This window comes from Bradyrhizobium yuanmingense, assembly GCF_025200905.1.
Taxonomy (GTDB): domain Bacteria; phylum Pseudomonadota; class Alphaproteobacteria; order Rhizobiales; family Xanthobacteraceae; genus Bradyrhizobium; species Bradyrhizobium yuanmingense.
Genome location: NZ_CP104173.1, coordinates 5,880,663 through 5,900,825, shown reverse-complemented (window position 1 = coordinate 5,900,825; position 20,163 = coordinate 5,880,663). Strand labels below are relative to the sequence as shown.

Annotated in this window: 18 protein-coding genes and 1 pseudogene; 11 read left to right on the top strand and 8 right to left on the bottom strand. The window is 59.1% G+C overall.

The features are described from left to right. Nucleotides 1-453: 453 nt before the first annotated feature. On the top strand, nt 454-1,617 hold the full coding sequence (locus N2605_RS27420) for a M20 aminoacylase family protein (protein WP_260343891.1): 1,164 nt from the start codon (nt 454-456) through the stop codon (nt 1,615-1,617). Between the two features lie 523 nt (nt 1,618-2,140). Here the strand turns inward: N2605_RS27420 and N2605_RS27415 are convergent. The 8 genes and pseudogenes from N2605_RS27415 to N2605_RS27380 form a co-directional block, all read right to left on the bottom strand. Continuing rightward, entirely contained in the window at nt 2,141-3,094 is a 954-nt protein-coding gene (locus N2605_RS27415) for a cupin-like domain-containing protein (protein ID WP_260343890.1), read from the bottom strand. Nucleotides 3,095-3,213: 119 nt separating this feature from the next. Continuing rightward, the gene (locus N2605_RS27410; protein ID WP_260343889.1) at nt 3,214-4,116 is read right to left on the bottom strand and encodes a LysR family transcriptional regulator; all 903 of its coding nucleotides are present in this window, start codon (nt 4,114-4,116) and stop codon (nt 3,214-3,216) included. Between the two features lie 830 nt (nt 4,117-4,946). Next, on the bottom strand, nt 4,947-5,885 hold the full coding sequence (locus tag N2605_RS27405) for a cyclase family protein (RefSeq protein ID WP_260343888.1): 939 nt from the start codon (nt 5,883-5,885) through the stop codon (nt 4,947-4,949). A 105-nt stretch (nt 5,886-5,990) separates the two neighbouring features. Continuing rightward, a complete protein-coding gene (locus tag N2605_RS27400) occupies nt 5,991-6,731 on the bottom strand; it encodes a class II aldolase/adducin family protein (protein WP_260343887.1) in 741 nt (246 codons plus the stop codon). Nucleotides 6,732-7,098: 367 nt separating this feature from the next. Continuing rightward, the gene (locus N2605_RS27395) at nt 7,099-7,914 is read right to left on the bottom strand and encodes an alpha/beta hydrolase family protein (protein WP_260343886.1); all 816 of its coding nucleotides are present in this window, start codon (nt 7,912-7,914) and stop codon (nt 7,099-7,101) included. Between the two features lie 594 nt (nt 7,915-8,508). Beyond that, a complete protein-coding gene (locus N2605_RS27390; RefSeq protein ID WP_260343885.1) occupies nt 8,509-8,991 on the bottom strand; it encodes a MarR family winged helix-turn-helix transcriptional regulator in 483 nt (160 codons plus the stop codon). Nucleotides 8,992-9,450: 459 nt separating this feature from the next. Beyond that, nucleotides 9,451-9,783, bottom strand: a complete 333-nt coding sequence (locus N2605_RS27385; protein ID WP_260343884.1) for a hypothetical protein — start codon at nt 9,781-9,783, stop codon at nt 9,451-9,453. 250 nt (nt 9,784-10,033) lie between these two features. After that, nucleotides 10,034-10,144 (bottom strand): annotated as a pseudogene (locus N2605_RS27380) (AraC family transcriptional regulator); the annotation flags it as partial. Between the two features lie 383 nt (nt 10,145-10,527). On the opposite strand from N2605_RS27380, the gene N2605_RS27375 reads away from it, so the two are divergent. The 10 genes from N2605_RS27375 (at nt 10,528) to N2605_RS27330 (ending at nt 19,836) form a co-directional block, all read left to right on the top strand. Continuing rightward, a complete protein-coding gene (locus N2605_RS27375) occupies nt 10,528-11,622 on the top strand; it encodes an ABC transporter ATP-binding protein (protein ID WP_260347505.1) in 1,095 nt (364 codons plus the stop codon). Nucleotides 11,623-11,711: 89 nt separating this feature from the next. Beyond that, nucleotides 11,712-12,776 carry an ABC transporter substrate-binding protein gene (locus N2605_RS27370; RefSeq protein ID WP_260343883.1) on the top strand — a complete coding sequence of 355 codons (1,065 nt, stop codon included), beginning with the start codon at nt 11,712-11,714 and terminating at the stop codon, nt 12,774-12,776. 76 nt (nt 12,777-12,852) lie between these two features. Further along, nucleotides 12,853-14,103 carry an ABC transporter permease gene (locus N2605_RS27365; RefSeq protein ID WP_260343881.1) on the top strand — a complete coding sequence of 417 codons (1,251 nt, stop codon included), beginning with the start codon at nt 12,853-12,855 and terminating at the stop codon, nt 14,101-14,103. Between the two features lie 5 nt (nt 14,104-14,108). After that, nucleotides 14,109-14,945: an ABC transporter permease gene (locus N2605_RS27360; RefSeq protein WP_260343880.1), complete on the top strand. Its 837-nt coding sequence runs from the start codon at nt 14,109-14,111 to the stop codon at nt 14,943-14,945. Between the two features lie 342 nt (nt 14,946-15,287). Next, a complete protein-coding gene (locus N2605_RS27355) occupies nt 15,288-15,791 on the top strand; it encodes a fumarylacetoacetate hydrolase family protein (RefSeq protein WP_425248820.1) in 504 nt (167 codons plus the stop codon). After that, nucleotides 15,788-16,540: an SDR family NAD(P)-dependent oxidoreductase gene (locus N2605_RS27350; RefSeq protein ID WP_425248819.1), complete on the top strand. Its 753-nt coding sequence runs from the start codon at nt 15,788-15,790 to the stop codon at nt 16,538-16,540. The genes N2605_RS27355 and N2605_RS27350 overlap by 4 nt, the downstream gene beginning before the upstream one ends. A 497-nt stretch (nt 16,541-17,037) precedes the next feature. After that, nucleotides 17,038-17,439 carry an IS66-like element accessory protein TnpA gene (tnpA, locus tag N2605_RS27345; protein WP_260343877.1) on the top strand — a complete coding sequence of 134 codons (402 nt, stop codon included), beginning with the start codon at nt 17,038-17,040 and terminating at the stop codon, nt 17,437-17,439. A 23-nt stretch (nt 17,440-17,462) separates the two neighbouring features. Continuing rightward, complete coding sequence (gene tnpB, locus N2605_RS27340) at nt 17,463-17,783, top strand: IS66 family insertion sequence element accessory protein TnpB (RefSeq protein WP_433994572.1); 321 nt, start codon at nt 17,463-17,465, stop codon at nt 17,781-17,783. Between the two features lie 47 nt (nt 17,784-17,830). After that, nucleotides 17,831-19,483: an IS66 family transposase gene (tnpC, locus tag N2605_RS27335; protein WP_260347503.1), complete on the top strand. Its 1,653-nt coding sequence runs from the start codon at nt 17,831-17,833 to the stop codon at nt 19,481-19,483. A gap of 29 nt (nt 19,484-19,512) precedes the next feature. Next, nucleotides 19,513-19,836, top strand: coding sequence for a hypothetical protein (locus tag N2605_RS27330; RefSeq protein WP_260343872.1), 324 nt, complete (start codon nt 19,513-19,515; stop codon nt 19,834-19,836). Nucleotides 19,837-20,163 lie beyond the last annotated feature (327 nt).

Sequence of the window (20,163 nt, the reverse complement as noted above, 5' to 3'; positions counted from 1 at the left end):
CCCGCTAGAGTGGTCCACTCCCTGCTAAACTTGGCAGTTGATGTGTTTGTGTCGGAGCGCTTTAGTCTTTCCGGGAGCGGTAGGCGCGGCTGCAGACTGGCTCCGCTAGATCGCCGAGTTTGCTGACGAGAACGCGTGCTGACCGGAAGGGCGGCGTGGGCGCAAAGCGCGGCCAGAAGGCGGGGAGAGCGCGAAGGTGGATGCGTGTGCGTGAGGTAATTAAGGCCTACCAAGGTGACGGCCAATGGACAGAACGCGCGGAACTCATTCTTGAGCCCGCTGCGAAACACATTTTGGGAGGAGGGTGTGAGCTTTCATGTTCCCACTGTTTTGCTGGGGGAAGCCGTCTGTTTGGCTGAAGCGAGCACGTGGTCATCTTAGATGGTCGTGCAGAAGCTCAGCCATACAGATCACGCCCTGTCTTAATGCATGATTGCAAGTTGTGGAATCAACATGCGTGGCATTGAAGCATTTCGAGATGTGCAGGCCGAGGCAACTGCTTGGCGCCACTATCTTCATGAAAATCCGGAGCTGGAGTATCGGCTCTATAATACGGCAAAATTTGTAACCGAGAAGCTCGCCTCTTTCGGCGTTGATCATGTCGAAACGGGGATCGCTGAAACGGGTGTCGTCGCGATTATTAATGGCAAATGCGGAGGCGGGCCAACGATCGCTCTGCGCGCGGATATGGACGCGCTACCGATAGTTGAACGATCCGAGAAGCGCTGGTCATCTAAAGTATCTGGCAGGATGCACGCATGCGGGCACGATGGTCACATGGCCATGCTTTTAGGGGCCGCGAAATACCTTGCGACTACTCGACGCTTCAGGGGGAGCATCGCCTTGATTTTTCAGCCGGCTGAAGAGGATGGGCTCGGTGGTAAAAGGATGGTCGAGGCGGGCATCATGGATCGATTTTCAATAAGCAAGGTGTTCGGACTGCACAATGTACCAGGAATGGAAGTTGGCAAGTTCGGCATCTGCCATGGCCCGATCATGGCGGCTCTCGACGAGTTTGACCTCGTCGTCAAGGGGAGGGGCGGCCATGCCGCGAAACCACACGAAGCCATCGATCCAGTCGTCATCGCAGCACAGATCATCGTCGGCCTCCAAACCTTGGTTTCCCGCTACACGAATCCAATCGAGGCGTTGGTAATCTCCGTCACAAAACTCAATGCAGCTCAGGCTTACAATATTATTCCCGACCGAGTAGAAGTGGCAGGCAGCGTGAGGACTCTTGTGCCGGGCCTGCGCGACTTCGCCGAACGGCAGATTGTGTCGTCTGCCCGAGGCATCGCGCGCGGATTTGGCGCAGACGTCGAATTCAGGTACTTTCGATCCGGCCCGGTCACCGTCAACCATGCGAAGGAAACCGATTTGGCGATCACGGTAGCACGCAATCTCGTCGGGCCGACTTCAGTGGATGACAAGATCTTGCCAAGGATGGGGTCGGAGGATTTCGCTTACATGCTTGAGGCACGCCCGGGCGCCATTATATTTCTAGGTAATGGATCAACAGCTAGCTTGCACCACCCGGCATACGATTTCAACGACGAGACGTTGCCATATGGCATCGGCTATTGGGTGAACCTGGTTGAGATGGTACTGGCTCTCTGAACGCTCGCGTTCGCTGGCGCTACCGCGACTCCGTCCTCCGAGCGAAAGTCTATGACGATGTATGCTAGAAGTTTGGCTGCAACAACGAGCTGAGGCTATCTCCCAATCGAGCAACGTGGAGCGGGGGCGTGGCTGCGGTGTCGGCTCGGGAGAGCTTGCGGTGGCTGGAGCCTTCAAGGTTAGCGTCGCCAGCGATTGAAGTGCTCACAGCGGTTTCGTTCGACTGTAGCGCCGTGGCGCGGCCGACGGGACTGCACTCGAGCGGTCTTAGTGGAACATGTTCTCAAGCCGGCTTGCCGAGCAAGCGGACATGACCTCCGCGCGCTGCTGGTCGTAGTGGCAGACGGTGGGGATCAAGGCTAGGCACCTGAGGCCGCACGGCGGCGGGATATCACCTTTTTCGGGCATTGGTTGATGCTGGTCTGGCCAGATTTGGCTCTCGCCGATTGCGCGGCCTCAGCTCGTCCCGAGCGGAAAGCCGCGTGCATGGCGTAGGTAGCGCTCTCAAGTGCAACTCGTCTCGTCAACTTACATAGCTCAAGTAGGGCCGGTACAATGGAAACGTAATGGCTTCAGGTATCTTGGCGACGACGGCCAATGCGCTGATCGCGTTGTAATATTTGACTTCTGTGGGTATTTCGTTTGGGGGCTGGGCTAACGCGTCCAATACGCTCCGCTCGGTGTGCCAATCGATATTAAAGGAAATTGAGGCCGATAGGCTACGCACGTGGTGGAGGGTACCAGGTGGCATGTACAGCATGTCGCCTGCACTCACGGTGATTGCCACGGGGGTCGCACGCCGGTACTGCGGAAATCGCCCATAGTCGGGGCGCTCCGGGTCCACATCAAACCATCTCCAACCGCGGCGTCCACAGAGCTCTGCTTGGTTCGCGGGTATGATTATGAACGTCTTACTGCCGTAGATCTGGAAGAAGAGATTGTGACTAAGCAGGGTATCGAAGTGAAGCGGAGTAACCGTGCCTGCTGGGCCCATGAAGAACTGCGAATACCGCCACCAATGCTGACGATACCAGGGACTAAGAAGATTGGCCGGAAAGGGCTGGCAGTCTGCAGCCAGCGTTTCCACTAATCCGAGTAATGGAATATCGTGGCAATACGGGATTGCTTCCGCGTTTGATGAGACTTCATCCGCGCGCGGCGGACGCTCCATTATGAACTTCACGTATTCTGCCAGGCGCCAAGGTGAGACTTTGATGTCGCCAGTGTTGAGCGTCTTCACCGGCACTGTCAGCGATCCCGCGGCCTGCTCAAAATACTGAGGCGACCAACGCTGGCAGGCGCTCCAAGCCGCGCAGCCGCCACGTAGGACAACTGGCCGCATTGCATCGCGATACTTTGTCGCAAAGTCGGACTCAGTAAGCTGCGCCACAATGTCGATCGATGATGAGCAGGAGCCGTCCAACGCCGATGGTGACCGATCGGCTGACTGAGTTGATGCGTCTTTCACCTTCGTCATGTTATGCGCCTTCATCACAATTCGACTGAACCGCCATTTTCACCCCAAAAATAGCCAATCTAGTCAATCGATAAAAATCAAAAGCTCTTATGGAGGCATACGTCTCGCTAATAAGCGACCTATTCGGCCGCGGACCGATGCGCTGCCTGTAAGGTTTCCGACAGCAATGTCCGGCTCCTTAACGACAAGCGAATGTGCTCCGCGATCATTGCTGAGGCACGAGATTGATGACCTGGAATACAGTATAGAACAAGGTCAACGGCACCGAGTGAAGGGAGCCCCTCCGCCTCCACAAGTTGGCGCACACCGGCTGGGATCACAGACTCCTCGGCGAGCGATACAGCGACACCGACCGCGACTGCAGCAACAATGGGAGCCATTGTGCCGCTGGATAATACGATCTTAAATCTTCGGTCGGCTTTCTTGAGGGCCTGCAGGGCGATCTCGCGACGGAGACAACCACCAGAAAGGAGCGCTAACGGCAATACTTGGTAATCGTGCGGCGAGTTCTGCAGCGATGTGATCCAATGAAGTTTCTCACGTCGGAGCAACTCGGCGTCGCGGGTCTTCGAATGCCGGATCACCAGGGCGAGGTCCACTCGTCCGTCTCGAACTTCCTGAGCCAAATTGAGGCCATCGTCAGCAACGATATGAAGTCGTACATGGGGACAAGACTTGCTGAGCAACGGCAATACGTCGGGCAAAATGATGCGGGCGAAGGCGTCCGATATACCGATGCGCACTACGTCGTCAGACTGAAACGCCGAGAGCTTGACAAGCGCTTCATCATTTAAGAGCAATATTCTGCGTGCGTAGTCGATCAGCAACTCGCCGGTGGTGGTGAGCCGAGTGCCGAATGGACCTCGCACAAAGAGTGGCTTTCCGATGCGCTCTTCCAATCGCTTGATCTGCATGCTGATCGCCGCCTGCGTGCGGAACAGCCGTTCGCTGGCTTTCGTGAAGCTGCGTGTCTCTGCGACAATGACGAAGGCCCGGAGAAGATCCGGCTCCAAATGCTGCACTTGCGCCTCCAGAGAACAGACTAACAAGCCCCAAGAGAAGAGTGTATTCTGCAGGTCGGCGGTTGCGCACGCCCAGCTTGGGGAGGGGACAGGAGCTTCTGTGCCATGATCTGATTTGCGGGGCTAACCGCGCTGATCGAATGCGCTGCCTTGTCGCGGTCTTTAGTGGAGGCGTGAAATGACGCGAAGGATCTGCGTGGCACGAGTGCGGATCCATGCAATCACAAAAACTCGGGCGCAGTCCTGCATGCCCCAGCGTTGCCCGACATTCAAAACGTGCGCTCGGCGGGGCTGGCGCGCTCGCTGCTGTTGAGCTGCCGTAGAGTCCAAGCATCGACTGCCGGAGACAGGCTTGGAAATGTCCTGCCTCTGATCCAGCACTTGCCGCCGCCCTGAGGGCAAGCATACGGAAAACCGTGGAAAGTCAACGAAACGGGCCCCGCCCCTCAATCCCACGGCGTGGCCCCCAGAAGGCTGAGGTGACAGGCCATGCTGAATTGGGAGAAAACTAAGCTTGCGACGGATCGGAAGCACTGACAATTATTACTATGACAAAAGATGCGAACCGAACCTACGTATTGCAAGTTTGCATTCCAAACGAAAGAGCGCGTCTAGCTGCCATTTCGGCGGCGGCTATTTTTCTCAACACTGGTGGTTCATCGCTTCTCTCCCAAATGAAGCTTGGATGCTGGTTGCTATTCGTCAGTTCACTTCTTGTCTTGCGAATCGGCGGGCGATTGCCAAAAGCGGCTGGCGGATGTCCGCTGATGAAATTGTTGTCGACGCTGTAATTCGAACCGGTCGCCCAGTCCGCGATCCTCAATGAGCCTTTATTTCAATGCTTGTGGGTTCACGGGCGAGCCAAAGCCTCCGGTAACCTCCAAAGGCGGGGCTGCAAGCAAGAAGCTGTAGCGTCCGTCGGCTGCGCAGTCCGCGGCCAGCGTCTCTAGATTGAACATTTCGCCCAACGGCATGCCTATGTCTCGCAGCGCCAGCATGTGGAAGGCGAGCGGCATTTCCGAACCCAAGCCCTCGGCGTCTAATATTTCCACAGCCATGTTGTCGGCCGCGACGGCAGCCAGTGACTTGTCATGCGCCCACTCGGCGCAGGTATAGCTGAGGCCGGGCTGCATTCCCATAAAAGCGTCGCGATCCCCATCGGCGGTGAACCAAAGCATGTGGCCTGTGTTCACCAACAGGATGTCGCCCCTGCCGACGCTTACGCCTTGCTTCTCGCATGCGGAATTCAAATCATCGACCGTGATCGCATAGTCGAGTGGCAGTCGCTCGACGCCCTTTAGCTGCGCAATGTCCAGGAGCACCCCGCGGGAGACGATGCCGGGGCTTGCCAGATGGTCGATGCCCATCTTCAGCGCCCCATTTGGCGTAAGGCATTCGCGCGCATTGCAGCCATTGTAGAGTTGACCGTCATAGTGGACGTGACCGAGTGCGTCCCATTGGGTCGAACATTGCAGCGGCATATGGATCACGTCGTCGGAGAAACAGACACCAGGCGCCGCCGTGGGGCTCATAGGTGTGAAAAGGTCGGTCGCGTAGACCATCGGGTTGAACCGCTTGCGTCCGAGCTGCGGCCCATTCCGGTCGAACCGCAGACCAAGATTGAAGAGCTTGCCGTCGCGCACCTCGGCCGCCGCCTTCTTCAGAGTTTCTGGCCCGATGTGATTCAGCGTACCCCGCTGATCTGCCTGGCCCCACCGGCCCCAGTTGCGTAGTTTTTCAGCAAGATCATCAAAGTTGGGGGGGCGCATGGGTGGCTCCTTGATAGCCGCCAAATATTGAGCAGCGTCGGAAACGGATTGCCTACTCGCTTGCTTGGCAGGTCAGTGGTAGCATATCAGCGCTTAGCCAGACCATCAGGTTGCGTAATCAGGACTTAAGCGGTCGAGGCGGCGTTTGAGGGCGGTCCAAGGCCGAAGACTCCTATTGTAGCCCTCGCGTTGAAATTGCTCCGCAGCATGTGCAGCAATCTTCTCAGAAGGCAAAGCGATCTTTTGTCCGCCTTGCGTTGCCGCGATTTGCACCCGGCAAGATTGCTCTAAGAGGTACATGTTGAGGAAGGCTTCAGAGACGGTGCGGCCGATTGTAAGCAAGCCGTGGTGCTTGAGGATCATCAAGTCTTTGCCGCCGAGATCGCGGACGAGACGTTCGCGCTCGTCGAGGTCAAGGGCAACTCCTTCATAGTCGTGATAGGCAATGCCGCCGTATAGGCACATCGATTTTTGATTTAGTGGCAGCAGTCCCTGTTCTTGAGCCGCAACCGCCATTCCGGCTAAGGTGTGGGTGTGAATTACGCACTGAGCATCGTCACGTGCCATGTGCACGGCAGAATGGATCGTGAAGCCTGCGTTGTTCACTTTAGCCTCTTCCTCCTTCTGAATGGCATGCCCCTCGGGGTCGACCACAACAAGACTAGAGGCTGTGATTTCGTCGAACATCATGCCGTAGGGGTTCAACAGAAAACGATGCGCTTTGCCAGGCAGGCGCGCTGATAGATGGGTGGAGATCAAGTCGTCCATGCCGAAATGGGCGATCAGGCGATAAGCTGCCGCGAGATCACAGCGGATGTGCCATTCCTGGGAGGCCTCGTTAGTCATGGTCTCGTCTCCTCAACCTCTTTAAGTGATGTCGAACAAAAATAGCGCGCAGAAATTTACTGAGATACCGGTTGGTCGTGGATATTCCGCTTTTGGACAAAGAACCGCAGCTTTCATGCATTCTTCTCCAGATGACCGTGCGTCCATATCCTGGGTCCTTGCTGCACTGCTTCGTTCGACCTTCATGATCGCCGTTCGCTGGCATTTTGTGCGCTTACGGTTCATATGCCCGAGGACGGCGGCCCGCGGATCGCCGTGAGGGGAATTCCGCAAAGGTCCGGAGTGATCTATCAGGGCAAGAAGTCATGGCACCGCCGGGCAATATATGCTGGCCTTGGTCATGTCTTTTAGCGCGGCTGATTGGGGCCTACGAAGCCGAAGTCAGCGTCCGTTCCAGCCAGACGAAAATATCCTCATCGCAGGCTGCAAAATTCTCGAACTCACCGTCTGGAATGTGTGCCAGACGCGGCATCAAGAGCTTGAGGTCGATGCGAGCGGCTGCGCAGTAGGTTTCCAATTTGATGGCCTCCGGGACGCTAGCGATGCTGCGCCCACCTGCAACCACGAGAGCCGGGCATTTCAAACGTCGCGCCAATCGCGCTCGGTATGCTGAGGCCAGGTGATCATCCAAGAGGTCAGAGGCTCCCGTCATCCAGGAGATGGAAGCCTGAGTACGAGCCCAGTTCCACAAGCCGCCATCGCAAACCGCCGCAGCAATGCGTCGATCAGCCAACGCGAAATCGGTCGCCAGGGCGGCCGACAGCCCTTCACCGTAGATACCAATACGAGATGCATCGACTTCCGGTTGAGCAGTTAAATAGTCCAAGCAGGATGACAAGATCGCTGATTGTTCATGCCGGCCAGCGGAAACGTCCTGGTGAGCGAGAACGAGAGCCGCCATGCCTCGGCCTGCTAGAACTGGCAAGAGGCGCCCGACCAACATCGCTTCCGTTTCGTCCTCTCTGCTTATGCAAATAACTGCTGGGGTGAACAACTCAGGTTCGCCCGCGGACACGTAGTAGGCAGGTAGCTTGCGTTCATCCCAAGACGCGATTTCGACGCGCCGCACCCTCTGTTTGAGAGATTCGAAATTGCCGATGACAGCTTCCAGTTTGCCCAAAACGTCCCCCGCTTGTGGATCGTCTTCGTCGGCCAGCCGCCTTGCCAATTCGAATGCGGTCATTGCGCAAAGCCAAGCATCCTCCGCGGCATCGAATGCGCCCCGCTCGACGTTCTGGTCTCCGAATAGGCAGTGAGCCTCTCCAATGTTCGTCCACCTTGCGACGAAGTGCCGCCGGCTTATGAGCTCGTGACCTCCAGAGAAACTGTCAAGGAATACCGCCGCACTCCGCCTTGTGGACTCGAGGTTATGCGTCACTTCAGGCCAAGCAGCGCACAGCATCGGTTTCCCCCTTTCGCGCGAGTCATCGATAATTGCTCGGGTATGCCCCACACAACCTTAAGCAATCGAGAGTCCCTGAATCGGGCCAGTCAGCGTTGATTGGCAGCTTCAGCTTCCGCTATGTCGATTCTAGAGTCTAACGCTCATCGAAGCTGCGGCTCGCCGATCTACGGGCCCGCGCCGCTGAAAATCTGCTTTGTTTTAGTCAATGCGCAGCTTTTCCAATTTCGCTTAGCTTGGCTAACGTGCGCCGGCAATCTTGCGCAAGAGGCGATCTTAAGATGCATCTGCGGCAAATACGTGCCACAGTTTTTGCTGCTCAGTGAACCATTCTGGGCTCGTGAGGAGTGCGTCAAGGCTTCGATTGAGGCCCGGCTACAATAGCCCGAGGCTTAGTTTTTGATGTGCAAGGCGGCTGTTCTTGGCAATCGAGGTCAGTCGTTTGTTGAGGTAGTCCAAAGACTCTTCGTCCAAACCGGCAAGCATCGTCGAATTAAGTGCGTGTCTCTTATCCGACAGCTTCACCATTTCCGTTCGAGCCTTTTGAGTCAGTGAGATCTGCAGAAATCTCGCATCATCGGGCGATATTACGCGGGCCAAGAGCTCCATCTGTTCGAGCTTCTTCGTTTGGTTTGTCACGAAGGCCGGATGGATCCGCAGTTTATTTGCGACCGCAACGCCAGAAACGCCGCGACCATCATCGAGGTCGTCAATGGCCGTAAGGATGAGCCATTGCGGTTCGGTTATTCCTAGCATTTCAGCCCAACTCTTATGGATTTCCTCAAGTTGAGAATGGATTTCAACGATGTTCCAGATCAGGTCCCTCGCGGCTCGATCTAATTGTTCTTTTTCGGCCATGTTCATTTTCGCACTTTGCTCATTGTCGCCAGGCGAGACCTCGCGGGTGAGTCAGGAGGCATCACCGATCCTAAATCGCCCCAACCAGGTGGCATAGAACATAGGCACGATGCAGTAGAGAAATTTACTGAGACAATTAATTACGGTGTTCCGCAGCACCTGCGATCCTCCAAAAGCCGCTGGAGATGCCCCCGGGCTGTTCTTACCCCTTAATTAGCGGGCGCGTCACTCGGATGCAACCGGACTCCCATAATTGACGGCAGTTATGCGCTAAATTAATTTCAGCAATTGAAGAGAAATTAAAGATCTATTTGACGCCGAGGGGATTCTCGAAGTCGTTCCGCCACACCTGTCTTGGGGCACGGCCGGATAATTGAAGAACGGAAACGCGATTTCCATCTTGGAGTGTGCTGATTCCGCTCGCTGTCGCCCAGGGTGACGCGGCCTCTTCTGGCTCCGCTACGGTCCCGCCTCCCGGTTTTGCGAGGGGGGCCTGGATCCCGACGAGAGGTTTGCGATGCGCCATGTGCGCGAATGGATCAGATTGAAGGCGGCCGGGATGCCGATCGGCGAGATTGCGCTGCGGGTGGGGACGGCGCCTTCGACGGCGGGTTGACGATCCGCCTGTTCAAGGCGGCGGGACTGACTTGGCCGTTGCCCGACGACGTCCGACAGGGTGCTGGAGGCCCGGCTGTTCGCCAGGCCTGAGCCGGTGACGACACCAAGCGGCGCCATCGCCGGCATGCCGAGCCAGAGGGGGCGGCGGTGCGTCGCGAGCTCAAGCGCAAGCACGTAACGCTGTCGATGGTGTGGGAGGAGTAATGGGCGAGCAGATGCTGATTCAAGTCAATGCTAGGACGCGAATTCGGGGTGTGTGGGTATTGTCGCACGTGGACTCTGCACGGTGGGAGGCAATCGGCGCATTGTGTCCGATTTCAGTGAATTGACTGGGAGTCTTCACATGCGTCGGGATTGCGTGGATAGAGGTCTGTCCGTTTCTTGCGCGATCGGAGGGGCAAGCCGCCGTTAGAAGGGCGCTATTCAGCGGTAATAGGTTCGCGACCGCCTCGACCTCCGGGCAGAGGCTCAGCCGCTGGCAGTAGTTCGGGAAGTCACGTGCTTCCTCGCTGCTGGCGGAAAGCTCGGCCCGATAAGACGCGCGATGTTGTTGTGGCTCGAGACACAGTCCTGGAGCCACGCGTGAGACGTGCACGAAGACAATCATAAGCTTGAATCTTCGCACACGGCCGACTCTGCGCAGGATTTCGACCGTCCGAACTGTCACATCGATGAAATTCAGCTTTGGCGGCGCGCTAATGTTTTCGTGAACGATAATCTTCTGTCGGGTCGAGCGTCGCAAAGCTAAGCGCTGGTAGGAAAGGAATGCGCCAAATGGTCAGTTACAAGCGCCTTATAAATGCTGGCCCCGGCCTCAATTGCGCGCTCGCGAATGTGCAATCCATCAACGATCATCGTACTCTGATAGTCGCCGACGGCGCATTAGTGGAACAAACGCCGGGAGCGGGGAGAGGGTCGATGCCGGACGCGAACACTGCCTTCGTGAAGTTTTCCGACGTCCAGAAGACTTACGACGGCGAAATGCTGGTCGTTAAGAACCTCAACTTGGATATCGCCCGGGGTGAGTTCTTGACCATGCTGGGGCCCTCTGGCTCCGGCAAGACGACGACGCTGATGATGCTTGCCGGCTTCGAGGTGCCCACCCAAGGCGCCATTCTTCTGGAGGGGCGCTCGATCAACAACATGCCCCCGCACAGGCGCAACATCGGCATGGTGTTCCAGAGCTACGCGCTTTTTCCGCATATGACCGTGGAGGAGAATCTCGCCTTCCCGCTTAAGGTGCGCAAGCTTGGCAGGGCCGAGATCGAGGCCAAGATCAAGCGGACGCTCGACCTCGTCCGACTCGGCGCCCATGGCAGGCGCCGGCCCGGCCAGCTTTCTGGCGGCCAGCAGCAGCGCGTCGCGCTTGCCCGGGCCCTCGTCTTCGATCCCAAGCTCGTGCTGATGGATGAGCCGCTCGGCGCGCTGGACAAGCAGCTGCGCGAACACATGCAGCTTGAGATCAAGCATATCCACGAGGATCTGGGTGTCACCGTGGTCTATGTGACGCATGACCAGAGCGAAGCGCTGACCATGTCGGACCGCATCGCGGTATTCAATGACGGGGCCATCCAGCAGATCGCGGCGCCTGCCGAGCTGTACGAGCGACCGCAGAACGCCTTCGTTGCACAGTTCATCGGCGAGAACAATCGGCTACACGGAAGGGTTGTCGCGATGAATGGTGCGACCTGCAAGGTGGAGATTGCAGGCGCGGGCAACGTGCAGGCGCTCGCGGTCAACGTCGAGACGGTCGGTCGCCCGACTATGCTGTCGTTGCGGCCGGAGCGGGTGCAGCTGAACCCCGCGCCAGGCTCTCTGCCCAACGTCTTCAGCGCTCGGGTTGCGGAGGTGATCTATCTGGGCGACCACGTGCGTGCCCGGGTCTCGGTCTGTAAGCATGATGATTTTGTGATCAAGCTGCCGAATTCGGAAGGTGTGGTCCAGCTCGAGCCCGGTGCGGCGATCACCATCGGCTGGAAAACGGAGGATTGTCGGGCGCTCGACGGGGCATGACATGACCTGAGGCGCCTCGACAAGGCAATCGGGAGTTCGACGTCGCCGCTCCTATCCTGGGGGGTGGTATAGGAGGGGAGAGTAAGACGATGAAGACACGCCTAATGATCACCAGCGCCCTGTCCCTGACAGGCTTGGCGGCGAGCGCGTTGTTGCCGGTAAAGCCTGCTTTGGCGGGCGATCAACTGACGATCGTCTCCTGGGGAGGGGCCGGGCAGACGGCTTGGCGCAAGGCCGTTTTCGAGCCCTTCGCAAAGGCGACCGGGATTAAGATCACCGAAGGCGAGTACAGCGGCGAGATCGCTAAGGTTCGTGCCATGGTCGAGTCCAAGACCGTGAGCTGGGACGTTGTTGACGCTGCCGGATCGGGCGCTTGGCTAATGTGCGCCCAGGGCCTCCTTGAGACGATCGATTGGAACAAGCTGGGCCTCGACCGTGCCAAGTTCGGTGCGGAAAGCAAATTGGACTGCGGGGTGCCAAACGTAGTCAGTGCCACGATCCTCACCTATGACAAGGGCAAGCTGCCGAACGGTCCCAAAACCATCGCCGACCTGTTCGACACGAAGAAGTTCCCCGGCAAGCGCGGACTGGTGAAGAATTTCTCTCCCAATCTCGAATGGGCGCTGATCGCCGACGGCGTGCCGACCAAGGACGTCTATAAGGTTCTCAACACGCCGGACGGCGTCGACCGTGCCTTCAAGAAGCTCGATAGGATCAAGAAGGACGTCATCTGGTGGACGGCTGGCGCCCAGGCGCCGCAGCTACTGGCAGACGGTCAGGTCGTCATGACCGCGGCGTATAACGGGCGCATCACCGATGCCGCCAAGGACTCCGGCAAACATTTCGAAATCTTGTGGGATGCCGCTCAAGTGGGCTGGGGCTACTGGACGATTCCCAAGGGTAGTCCGCATCTGGACGACGCGTACAAATTCATCGCCTTCGCTGGCTCACCCCAAGGGCAGGCCGATTTTACGCGCTATATGCCCTACGGACCTGCCAACAAGGACGCGATGGCGCTTGTTGATCCAACGGTGTTGCCCAACCTTCCAAATACGCCCGAGCGTGACGCCATTGCGCTGCATGCCGATTACCCTTTCCTGATGGAGCGGGCCGATGAGCTGCGGCAGCGGTTTACCGCGTGGCTCGCGAAGTAAGGACGATGGCGGCGAGGAGATTCCGTGCTCCTCGTCGCCTCGATTGAGAGAGCGAGAAATAGTGAGAGAGAAGTCGATGGCGACGATGGCCGCCCAAATCACGGGCAGTCCGGACGGCATCCCGTTACGGATCAGGCTGCAGCGGGTCGAGCGCCGGCGCAAGCTGAAGGCCGTTATGCTTGTCCTGCCGCTCATGCTGTTCATCTTGATCGCGTTCGTGTGGCCAATCGCCCGCATGATGCACAACGCGATCTATGACGATACACTGTTGACGCTCATGCCGCGAACAACGGCTGCGCTCAACACTTGGGACAGCAAGGACCTGCCGGGCGAGAGCGTCTATGCCGCTCTCGCCGACGATCTCAAGCAGGCCTGGGCGCAGAAGACCACAGGCGTGATCGGCAAGCGGATAAATTATGAGATGCCTGGCGCCGGCAGCCAGGTAGCGTCGAGCGCCCGAAAGGTGAGCATGCTTTCCGCTGGCCCCTACAAGGCGGCGCTGATCGAGATCAATCCGCTCTGGGGTCAGCACGGCGTCTGGAGCCTCCTCAAACGCGGTCACTCGGCCTATACGGCCTTTTACCTACTGCGCTCGATCGACTACCAATACGGGCCCGACAGCCAGATCGTCGCCTCGCCGCCGGAGAACGCGGTCTTTCGCGACACCTTTCTGCGCACGCTTGCCATCAGCATCGGCGTGACCGGCGCCACCCTGCTACTAGGCCTCCCGCTCGCTTATCTCCTGGCGACATTGCCGCTCCGGATCAGCAACTTGCTCATGATCATGGTTCTGTTGCCGTTCTGGACCTCCGGGCTGGTGCGCACCACGGCATGGGTCGTGCTCCTGCAGGACTACGGTGTCATCAACGAAATGTTGATGGCGCTGCATATCATATCGCACCCGGCGGAGCTCATCTTTAACCGCTTCGGCACGATAGTGGCCATGACACATATTCAGTTGCCCCTCACGCTACTGCCGATCTACAGCGTGATGAAGACGATCTCGCCGAGCTATGTCCGCGCTGCGCGCTCGCTCGGTGCCGGCCCGTTCTACGCCTTCTGGAAGGTCTACTTCCCCCAAACCCTGCCGGGCATCGCCGCCGGGTGTCTACTGACGTTCATCCTATGTCTTGGCTATTACCTGACCCCCGCGCTCGTCGGGGGGCCGACCGACCAGATGGTCGGCTACTTCGTCGCGCACTACACGAACGAGGACCTCAACTGGGGCATGGCGTCGGCCCTAGGCGCTATCCTGCTCAGTGCGACTCTGCTGCTCTACTATGTCTACAATAAGCTGATTGGTGTCGACCGGCTCAAGATGGGGTGAGAACGATGACCACTTTCGCCTATGCCTCTCCGATAGAGAGGGCCTGGCAGTATCTGCACCGGCTCATCTGCGGGGCGGTGCTGTTGTTTCTGGCTGCACCGATCCTTACGATCATCCCGCTGTCTTTCAATTCTGTGCCCTTCTTCAGCTATCCAATGCCGGGGCTGTCGCTGCGCTGGTATGAGGAATTCTTCCTAACAGACCGTTGGCAGGGCGCGCTGCACAATTCTATCTTCATCGCGGTGTCGGTCACGTTGCTGTCGACCGCGCTGGGCACGCTAGCCGCGCTGGGGCTCAGTCGCCCAAGCTTCCCTTGGCGTACGGCTGTGATGAGCTTGTTGATCTCGCCCATGATCGTTCCGGCGGTAATAACCGCGGTCGCCGTCTATTACTTCTATGCCGATATCGGGCTGCTCAACAGCTATACCGGGCTAATCCTAGCGCAAACCCTGCTAGCCACGCCCTTTGTCGTCATTGCCGTGACTGCGACCCTGATAGGTTTCGACCACTCACTCACCCGCGCAGCCGCCGGACTCGGTGCGCCGCCGATCACCGTCTTCTTCGAGATCATTCTGCCGCTCATTCTTCCAGGTATGGTATCCGGTGCACTCTTCGCCTTCCTCAGCTCCTTCGACGAGGTGGTGGTCGCTCTTTTCGTTGCCGGCCCCGCGCAGCGAACATTGCCCATGGTCATGTTTTCCGGCCTTCGCGAGGAGATCAGTCCGACCCTTACTGCCGCCGCGACCGTACTAATCCTGTTCTCCATCGTCATGCTGAGCAGTGTCGAGCTGCTACGCCGACGCTCGCAGCGGCTGCGGGGGATCCACAACGCTAACCATTAGCGCCGCCACTCGGGCGAGACGGTCCGATATCAAGATTCAACCTGCTCCGGTCGGTTTCTCAGACTCGCATGAGGTGCTCGCGACCGTAACGGTAAGAATAAAAGCTTCACCTCTTGCGATTGCGTAGGTCCTGATGTGAGATCGGCACGTGTCGCGGGCTTTCCGTCGAGGCCCCATTGCGCTCCTATGGTTGTACTAAAACTCCTCACACGAAGGGCGACCGGTGCACTATTTCTGCCGTCTGATGCGTCATATCACCGAAATTCGGTTCCCATGGCCTGATAATATTTGCGCGAAGATGAATCTATCGGCCCCAACGTCGCAGAATCATGCGTGGAAAGAATGCGCCAATTGTTCAATTACAAACGTGTTATGGATGCTGGCCCCTACGAGCGCGCCGACGCGCTCGCCCACGTTGCCGGCTACTGCATCGTGAACGACGTGAGCGAGCGCGAGTACCAGATGGAAAGCGGCGGCACGTGGGACAAGGGCAAGGGTTGCGACACCCTTTGGTCCTGTTGGACCATGGCTGGTGACGGCGGACGAGATCACCGACCCCCAGGCGCTCGATGTCTGGCTCGACGTCAACGGAAATCGCATGCAGGCGGGCAACACCCGGACCAAGATCTTCGACTGCGCCGGATCGTCAGCTACGTCAGCCGCTTCATGACGCTGATGCCCGACGATATCATTGCGACCGGCACGCCGCCTGGCGTGGGCATGGGCAAGAAGCCCGCTGCGATCTATCTCAAGCCGGGCGACGTCATGACGCTCGGAATCGAGGGGCTCGGAATGCAACGCCAGCAAACCCGCGAATGGTCGCCAGCTGCGGGGCCACGATCGTGACCGTCTACAGCGGAAGATTCGAAGGACGAACAGCTGTCGTTACCGGCGCGGCGTCCGGCATCGGCCGCGACGTAGCTCGTCGCCTGGCGGCCGAGGGCGCCCGCGTCTCCATGTGGGACTTGAACTCCTCCGTCCTTGCCGCTGCAGCGGTGGAGGCCGGCGCGGTGCACACGCAGTCGGTCGACATCTCGGAGGAAGACGCCGTCGATGTGGCCATGCAGCGGAGCATCCACGATCTGGGCGGCGGGCTCGACATTCTGGTGGCCAGCGCCGGCATAACGGGGCCGAACGGAGCCGTGAAGGACTATCCGGGCAGCGATTGGCGCAAGGTCTTCGACGTCAACGTCAATGGAGCCTTCTACTGCAACCGCGCCGCTGTCCGCGCGATGGAGAGGGGCGGCTACGGTCGCATCGTCAACGTTGCCTCGGTCGCGGGAAAGGAAGGCAACCCGAACGCTTCGGCCTACAGTGCGTCCAAGGCCGCCGTGATCGCGCTCACCAAATCGCTAGGCAAGGAAACGGCTACAACCGGCATCCGCGTCAATTGCATAACGCCGGCGGCGATCAAGACGCCGCTGTTCGACCAAATGACGCCCCAGCACATCAAGTTCATGCTTTCGAAGATTCCGCTCGGAAGGTTCGGCGCGATCGAAGAGGCGACGTCGCTCGTCTGCTGGCTCGCCAGCGAGGAGTGCTCGTTCAGCACGGGCGCCGTATTCGACCTTTCCGGGGGGCGGGCGACCTACTAGCCGGCCATGTTCGCGCCGCGAACACATTGCGTGAATTTGTTGTGTCGGCTCGTTCGATACTCGGAGCAATAAGAATAAGGCGCCAAAGATCGCATTGAGGAAACGATGGTTATTCGGCGCACGATTTGACTCCTCGTATTGCCGCATCTGCGAATGTTACCCTAATGGCGCCATTGCCGATGACGATCGGATGTCGATTAATCGGCCGCGCGCCAGATCGCTTTTCCCGGCTTGCTCGAGGAGAGGGGCTGTGGGCGGGTCGTCCCCTACATAGCCCGACCCGTCCACAACCCCCGGCAATGGGGCAGCGATCGTGGCTTCGTCGAGCGGGGCCTGCGACCAAGCCTTCGGCAGCCCTCCGTCTGAGCGCCCTCAGCAGACGTTGCACAATCCAATGCTGTCTCTTTCCGGTACGCATCCGACAGGGGCCGTCTTGCGTGACGGCTGGTAATTCGCGAAGCGTGTGGCCTTAAGTCTAGCTTTAAGGTCATCAGGCGATGCGGGTCGAGGTTTTGGGCGGGCCGGAGCGGCGGCGGCGCTGGTCGCAGGACGACAAGGCACGCATTGTCGAGGAAACGTTGGCGCCGGGCGCGAAGGTGACTGAGGTTGCGCGTCGCAACTTAGTAGCGGCCAGCCTGGTGTTTACCTGGCGTCGACAAGCACGGACATCGGAACAAGTTGTACCATCTTTTGCGCCGGTGCAGATCGCCGCCGCAGCGGCCTCGGCTGAGGAAACTCCGAAGCTTTTGCCTACGGCTGATGGCCGAGTTCGCTCCGTGGCAGCCGCGCGTACTGGATTGATAGAGATTGATCTCGGCAACCGACGGTGCGTCCGGGTGGATGCGCACGTCGATCCGGAGGCGCTGGCGCGGGTCCTCGATGTGCTTGGACGCCGATGATTGCTATACCGGGGAATGTGCGAGTGTGGCTCGCGACAGGCTACACGGATATGCGCAGAGGCTTTCCGTCGCTGGCACTCCAAGTACAGGAGGTGCTGCGCAAAGACCCGCTCAGCGGTCATCTGTTCGTCTTCCGCGGTCGCCGCAGCGATCTTGTGAAGGCGATCTGGCACGATGGCCAGGGAGCCTGCTTGTTCACAAAAAGACTCGAGAGAGGAAAGTTCATCTGGCCATCGGTTGCCGGTGAATCGGTAACGATCTCGCCGGCGCAGTTGAGCTATCTGCTGTCCGGGATCGATTGGCGCAACCCTCAAGAAACCCAGCGTCCGACGCGGGTCGGATAGCCGCTTTACGGTTTAAATCTGCTGCTTGATCTGATTCAATGGGCTTCATGATATCGAAGCCGGACGATCTTCCATCGGACCTTGTGAGTGCCCTGGCGGCGCTGCAGGCCGAGCGTGAGGCGCGGCTGCGAGCCGAGGCGATGGCCGCCAGTGCACGGGCGGAGCTGTCGGACAACGAGGCGGTGATCGCACATCTCGAACTACGGATCGAGAAGCGCAAACGCGAGCTGTACGGGCAGCGCTCCGAGCGCACGGCACGGCTGCTCGAGCAGTTGGAGTTGGAACTCGAAGAACTCGTCACCACGGCGAGCGAGGATGAGCTTGCCGCGCAGGCCGCCGCGGCGAAGACGCAGAACGTTCGCCCCTTCATGCGCAAGCGGCCGGTGCGCAAGCCATGGGCGGATGACATCGAACGCGAACGCGTCGTCATTGAGGCTCCAACAACCTGCGCCTGCTGCGGTGGATCGCGGCTGGCGAAGATCGGTGAGGATGTGACTGGGACGCTGGAGGAGATCCCGCGCCGCTTCAAGCTGATCGAGACGGTACGCGAGAAGTTTACCTGCCGCGATTGCGAGAAGATCAGCCAACCGCCGGCGCCGTTCCATGCCACGCCGCGCGGCTTGATCGGCCCACAATTGCTGGCGACGATCCTGTTCGACAAGTTTGGCATGCATATCCCGCTCAACCGCCAGAGTGTGCGCTTCAAGGCCGAGGGGATCGACCTGCCGTTGTCGACGCTGGCCGACCAGGTCGGCCACGGGACCTTCGCCGTCATGCCGCTCTTCCACTTGATCGAACGCCATGTACTCGCGGCCGAGCGCCTTCATGGCGACGACACCACCATCCGTATCTTGGCGAAGGGCAAGTGCACGACCGGGCGGATTTGGACTTATGTGCGGGATGACCGGCCGTTTGCCGGGCCTGCGCCGCCGGCGGCGGTCTATTACGCCTCGAGCGATCGACGAGGCGAGCATCCCCAGAAGCATCTGGCCGCCTTCGCGGGCATTCTGCAGTGCGACTGTTACGGTGGCTTCGAACCGTTGTTCGACCCGCAGCGGAAAGAGCTGCCGATTACGCCGGCGTTTTGCTTTGCCCATGCGCGGCGGGGATTCTTCGAGCTGGCTGACATCGAGAAAAATGCTCGGGAAGGTAAGAAGGGCAAACCGGTCTCTCCGATCGCGCTGGAGGCGGTCAGACGCCTCGATGCGTTGTTCGAGATCGAGCGCGCCATTAACGGCTGCAGCGCTGACGACCGGCGCGCCGTGCGCCAGGAAAAGAGCAAGCCGCTTCTCAAGGACCTGCACGCGTGGCTGCTGCGTCAGCGCGAAACCCTCTCGCGCTCCTCCGAGGTCCTGAAGCCCATGAATTACATGCTCAGGCGCTGGGACGACTTCGCCCGCTTCCTCGACGATGGCAGAAACTGCTTGACCAACAATTGCGCTGAGCGCGCATTGAGAGGCATCGCCTTGGGAAGGCGCAACTGGACCTTCGCTGGTAGCCAGCGTGGCGCCGACCGTGCCGCCATCATGCTGACGATGATCACGACCTGTCGCCTCAACGACGTCGATCCCAAGGCCTGGCTCGCCGATGTCCTGGCCCGTATCGCCGATCTTCCCGCGTCGCGCCTGCACGAACTGCTGCCCTGGGAGTGGAAGCTCCTGCGCCAAACCGACAAGCCCGCCGGTCAGCAGGCCGCCTGATCTTCACCCAACCGATCATAGAGCTCGCCGTGCTCGCGCGCATGCGTCAATTGAGCGGCCTTCGGCGTATGAGTACTCTTTCCGAACTTCTCGCGGTATTTCTCGCAGCGGGCCGACAATTGCGAGCGCCGTCAGCTGCGGCGCTGCGGCTGCTCTGCGAGCCAGGCTTCGATCGCGGCAATATGCGGGTCGAGCTTGGATGGCACGCGAACTCTGGTCTTATAAGGCCGACGAATTCGGTGGTGCGGCGTGGCCCCACCACGCAGGCGGCGCCGACGTCGGCGGACCAGGCTTCGGAGATCGCCTGCCTCCGCCAGGAGAACGAACGGCTGCGCATGGAGCTCGAGATTTAAAAAAGTTGATCGCGATCTTGCCGGAACCCGGACATGAGCTTTAGCTTCATCGAAGACCACCGCTGCGCCTATCCGGTGCGGCTGATGTGCGCCGTGCCCGAGGTCTCGCCGGCCGGCTATGACCCTGGCGCGATCGCCCGGTGAGTGAGCGGACCAAATCCAATGCCACGCTGCTGGCTGTGGTCCGGCAAGTCCACCGTCTTCGCATGCGTTTCCGGCGCTGTGCAGGCAAGCATGGTGAGCCAAAGGATGGGCCAGCTGAGAATAAAGAAGACCGCCAGCAGATTGACGAGTCGCTCCGCGGTTCGGAGTTTTGAGTCTTCCGCC

What these genes read in the sequence shown, in the direction of transcription:
- N2605_RS27420 (WP_260343891.1), top strand. Translation starts at nt 454, where the DNA reads ATGCGTGGCATTGAAGCATTTCGAGATGTGCAGGCCGAGGCAACTGCT.
- N2605_RS27415 (WP_260343890.1), bottom strand. Translation starts at nt 3,094, where the DNA reads ATGACGAAGGTGAAAGACGCATCAACTCAGTCAGCCGATCGGTCACCA.
- N2605_RS27405 (WP_260343888.1), bottom strand. Translation starts at nt 5,885, where the DNA reads ATGCGCCCCCCCAACTTTGATGATCTTGCTGAAAAACTACGCAACTGG.
- N2605_RS27400 (WP_260343887.1), bottom strand. Translation starts at nt 6,731, where the DNA reads ATGACTAACGAGGCCTCCCAGGAATGGCACATCCGCTGTGATCTCGCG.
- N2605_RS27395 (WP_260343886.1), bottom strand. Translation starts at nt 7,914, where the DNA reads ATGACCGCATTCGAATTGGCAAGGCGGCTGGCCGACGAAGACGATCCA.
- N2605_RS27390 (WP_260343885.1), bottom strand. Translation starts at nt 8,991, where the DNA reads ATGGCCGAAAAAGAACAATTAGATCGAGCCGCGAGGGACCTGATCTGG.
- N2605_RS27375 (WP_260347505.1), top strand. Translation starts at nt 10,528, where the DNA reads ATGCCGGACGCGAACACTGCCTTCGTGAAGTTTTCCGACGTCCAGAAG.
- N2605_RS27370 (WP_260343883.1), top strand. Translation starts at nt 11,712, where the DNA reads ATGAAGACACGCCTAATGATCACCAGCGCCCTGTCCCTGACAGGCTTG.
- N2605_RS27365 (WP_260343881.1), top strand. Translation starts at nt 12,853, where the DNA reads ATGGCGACGATGGCCGCCCAAATCACGGGCAGTCCGGACGGCATCCCG.
- N2605_RS27360 (WP_260343880.1), top strand. Translation starts at nt 14,109, where the DNA reads ATGACCACTTTCGCCTATGCCTCTCCGATAGAGAGGGCCTGGCAGTAT.
- N2605_RS27355 (WP_425248820.1), top strand. Translation starts at nt 15,288, where the DNA reads ATGCGCCAATTGTTCAATTACAAACGTGTTATGGATGCTGGCCCCTAC.
- tnpA (WP_260343877.1), top strand. Translation starts at nt 17,038, where the DNA reads ATGCGGGTCGAGGTTTTGGGCGGGCCGGAGCGGCGGCGGCGCTGGTCG.
- tnpC (WP_260347503.1), top strand. Translation starts at nt 17,831, where the DNA reads ATGATATCGAAGCCGGACGATCTTCCATCGGACCTTGTGAGTGCCCTG.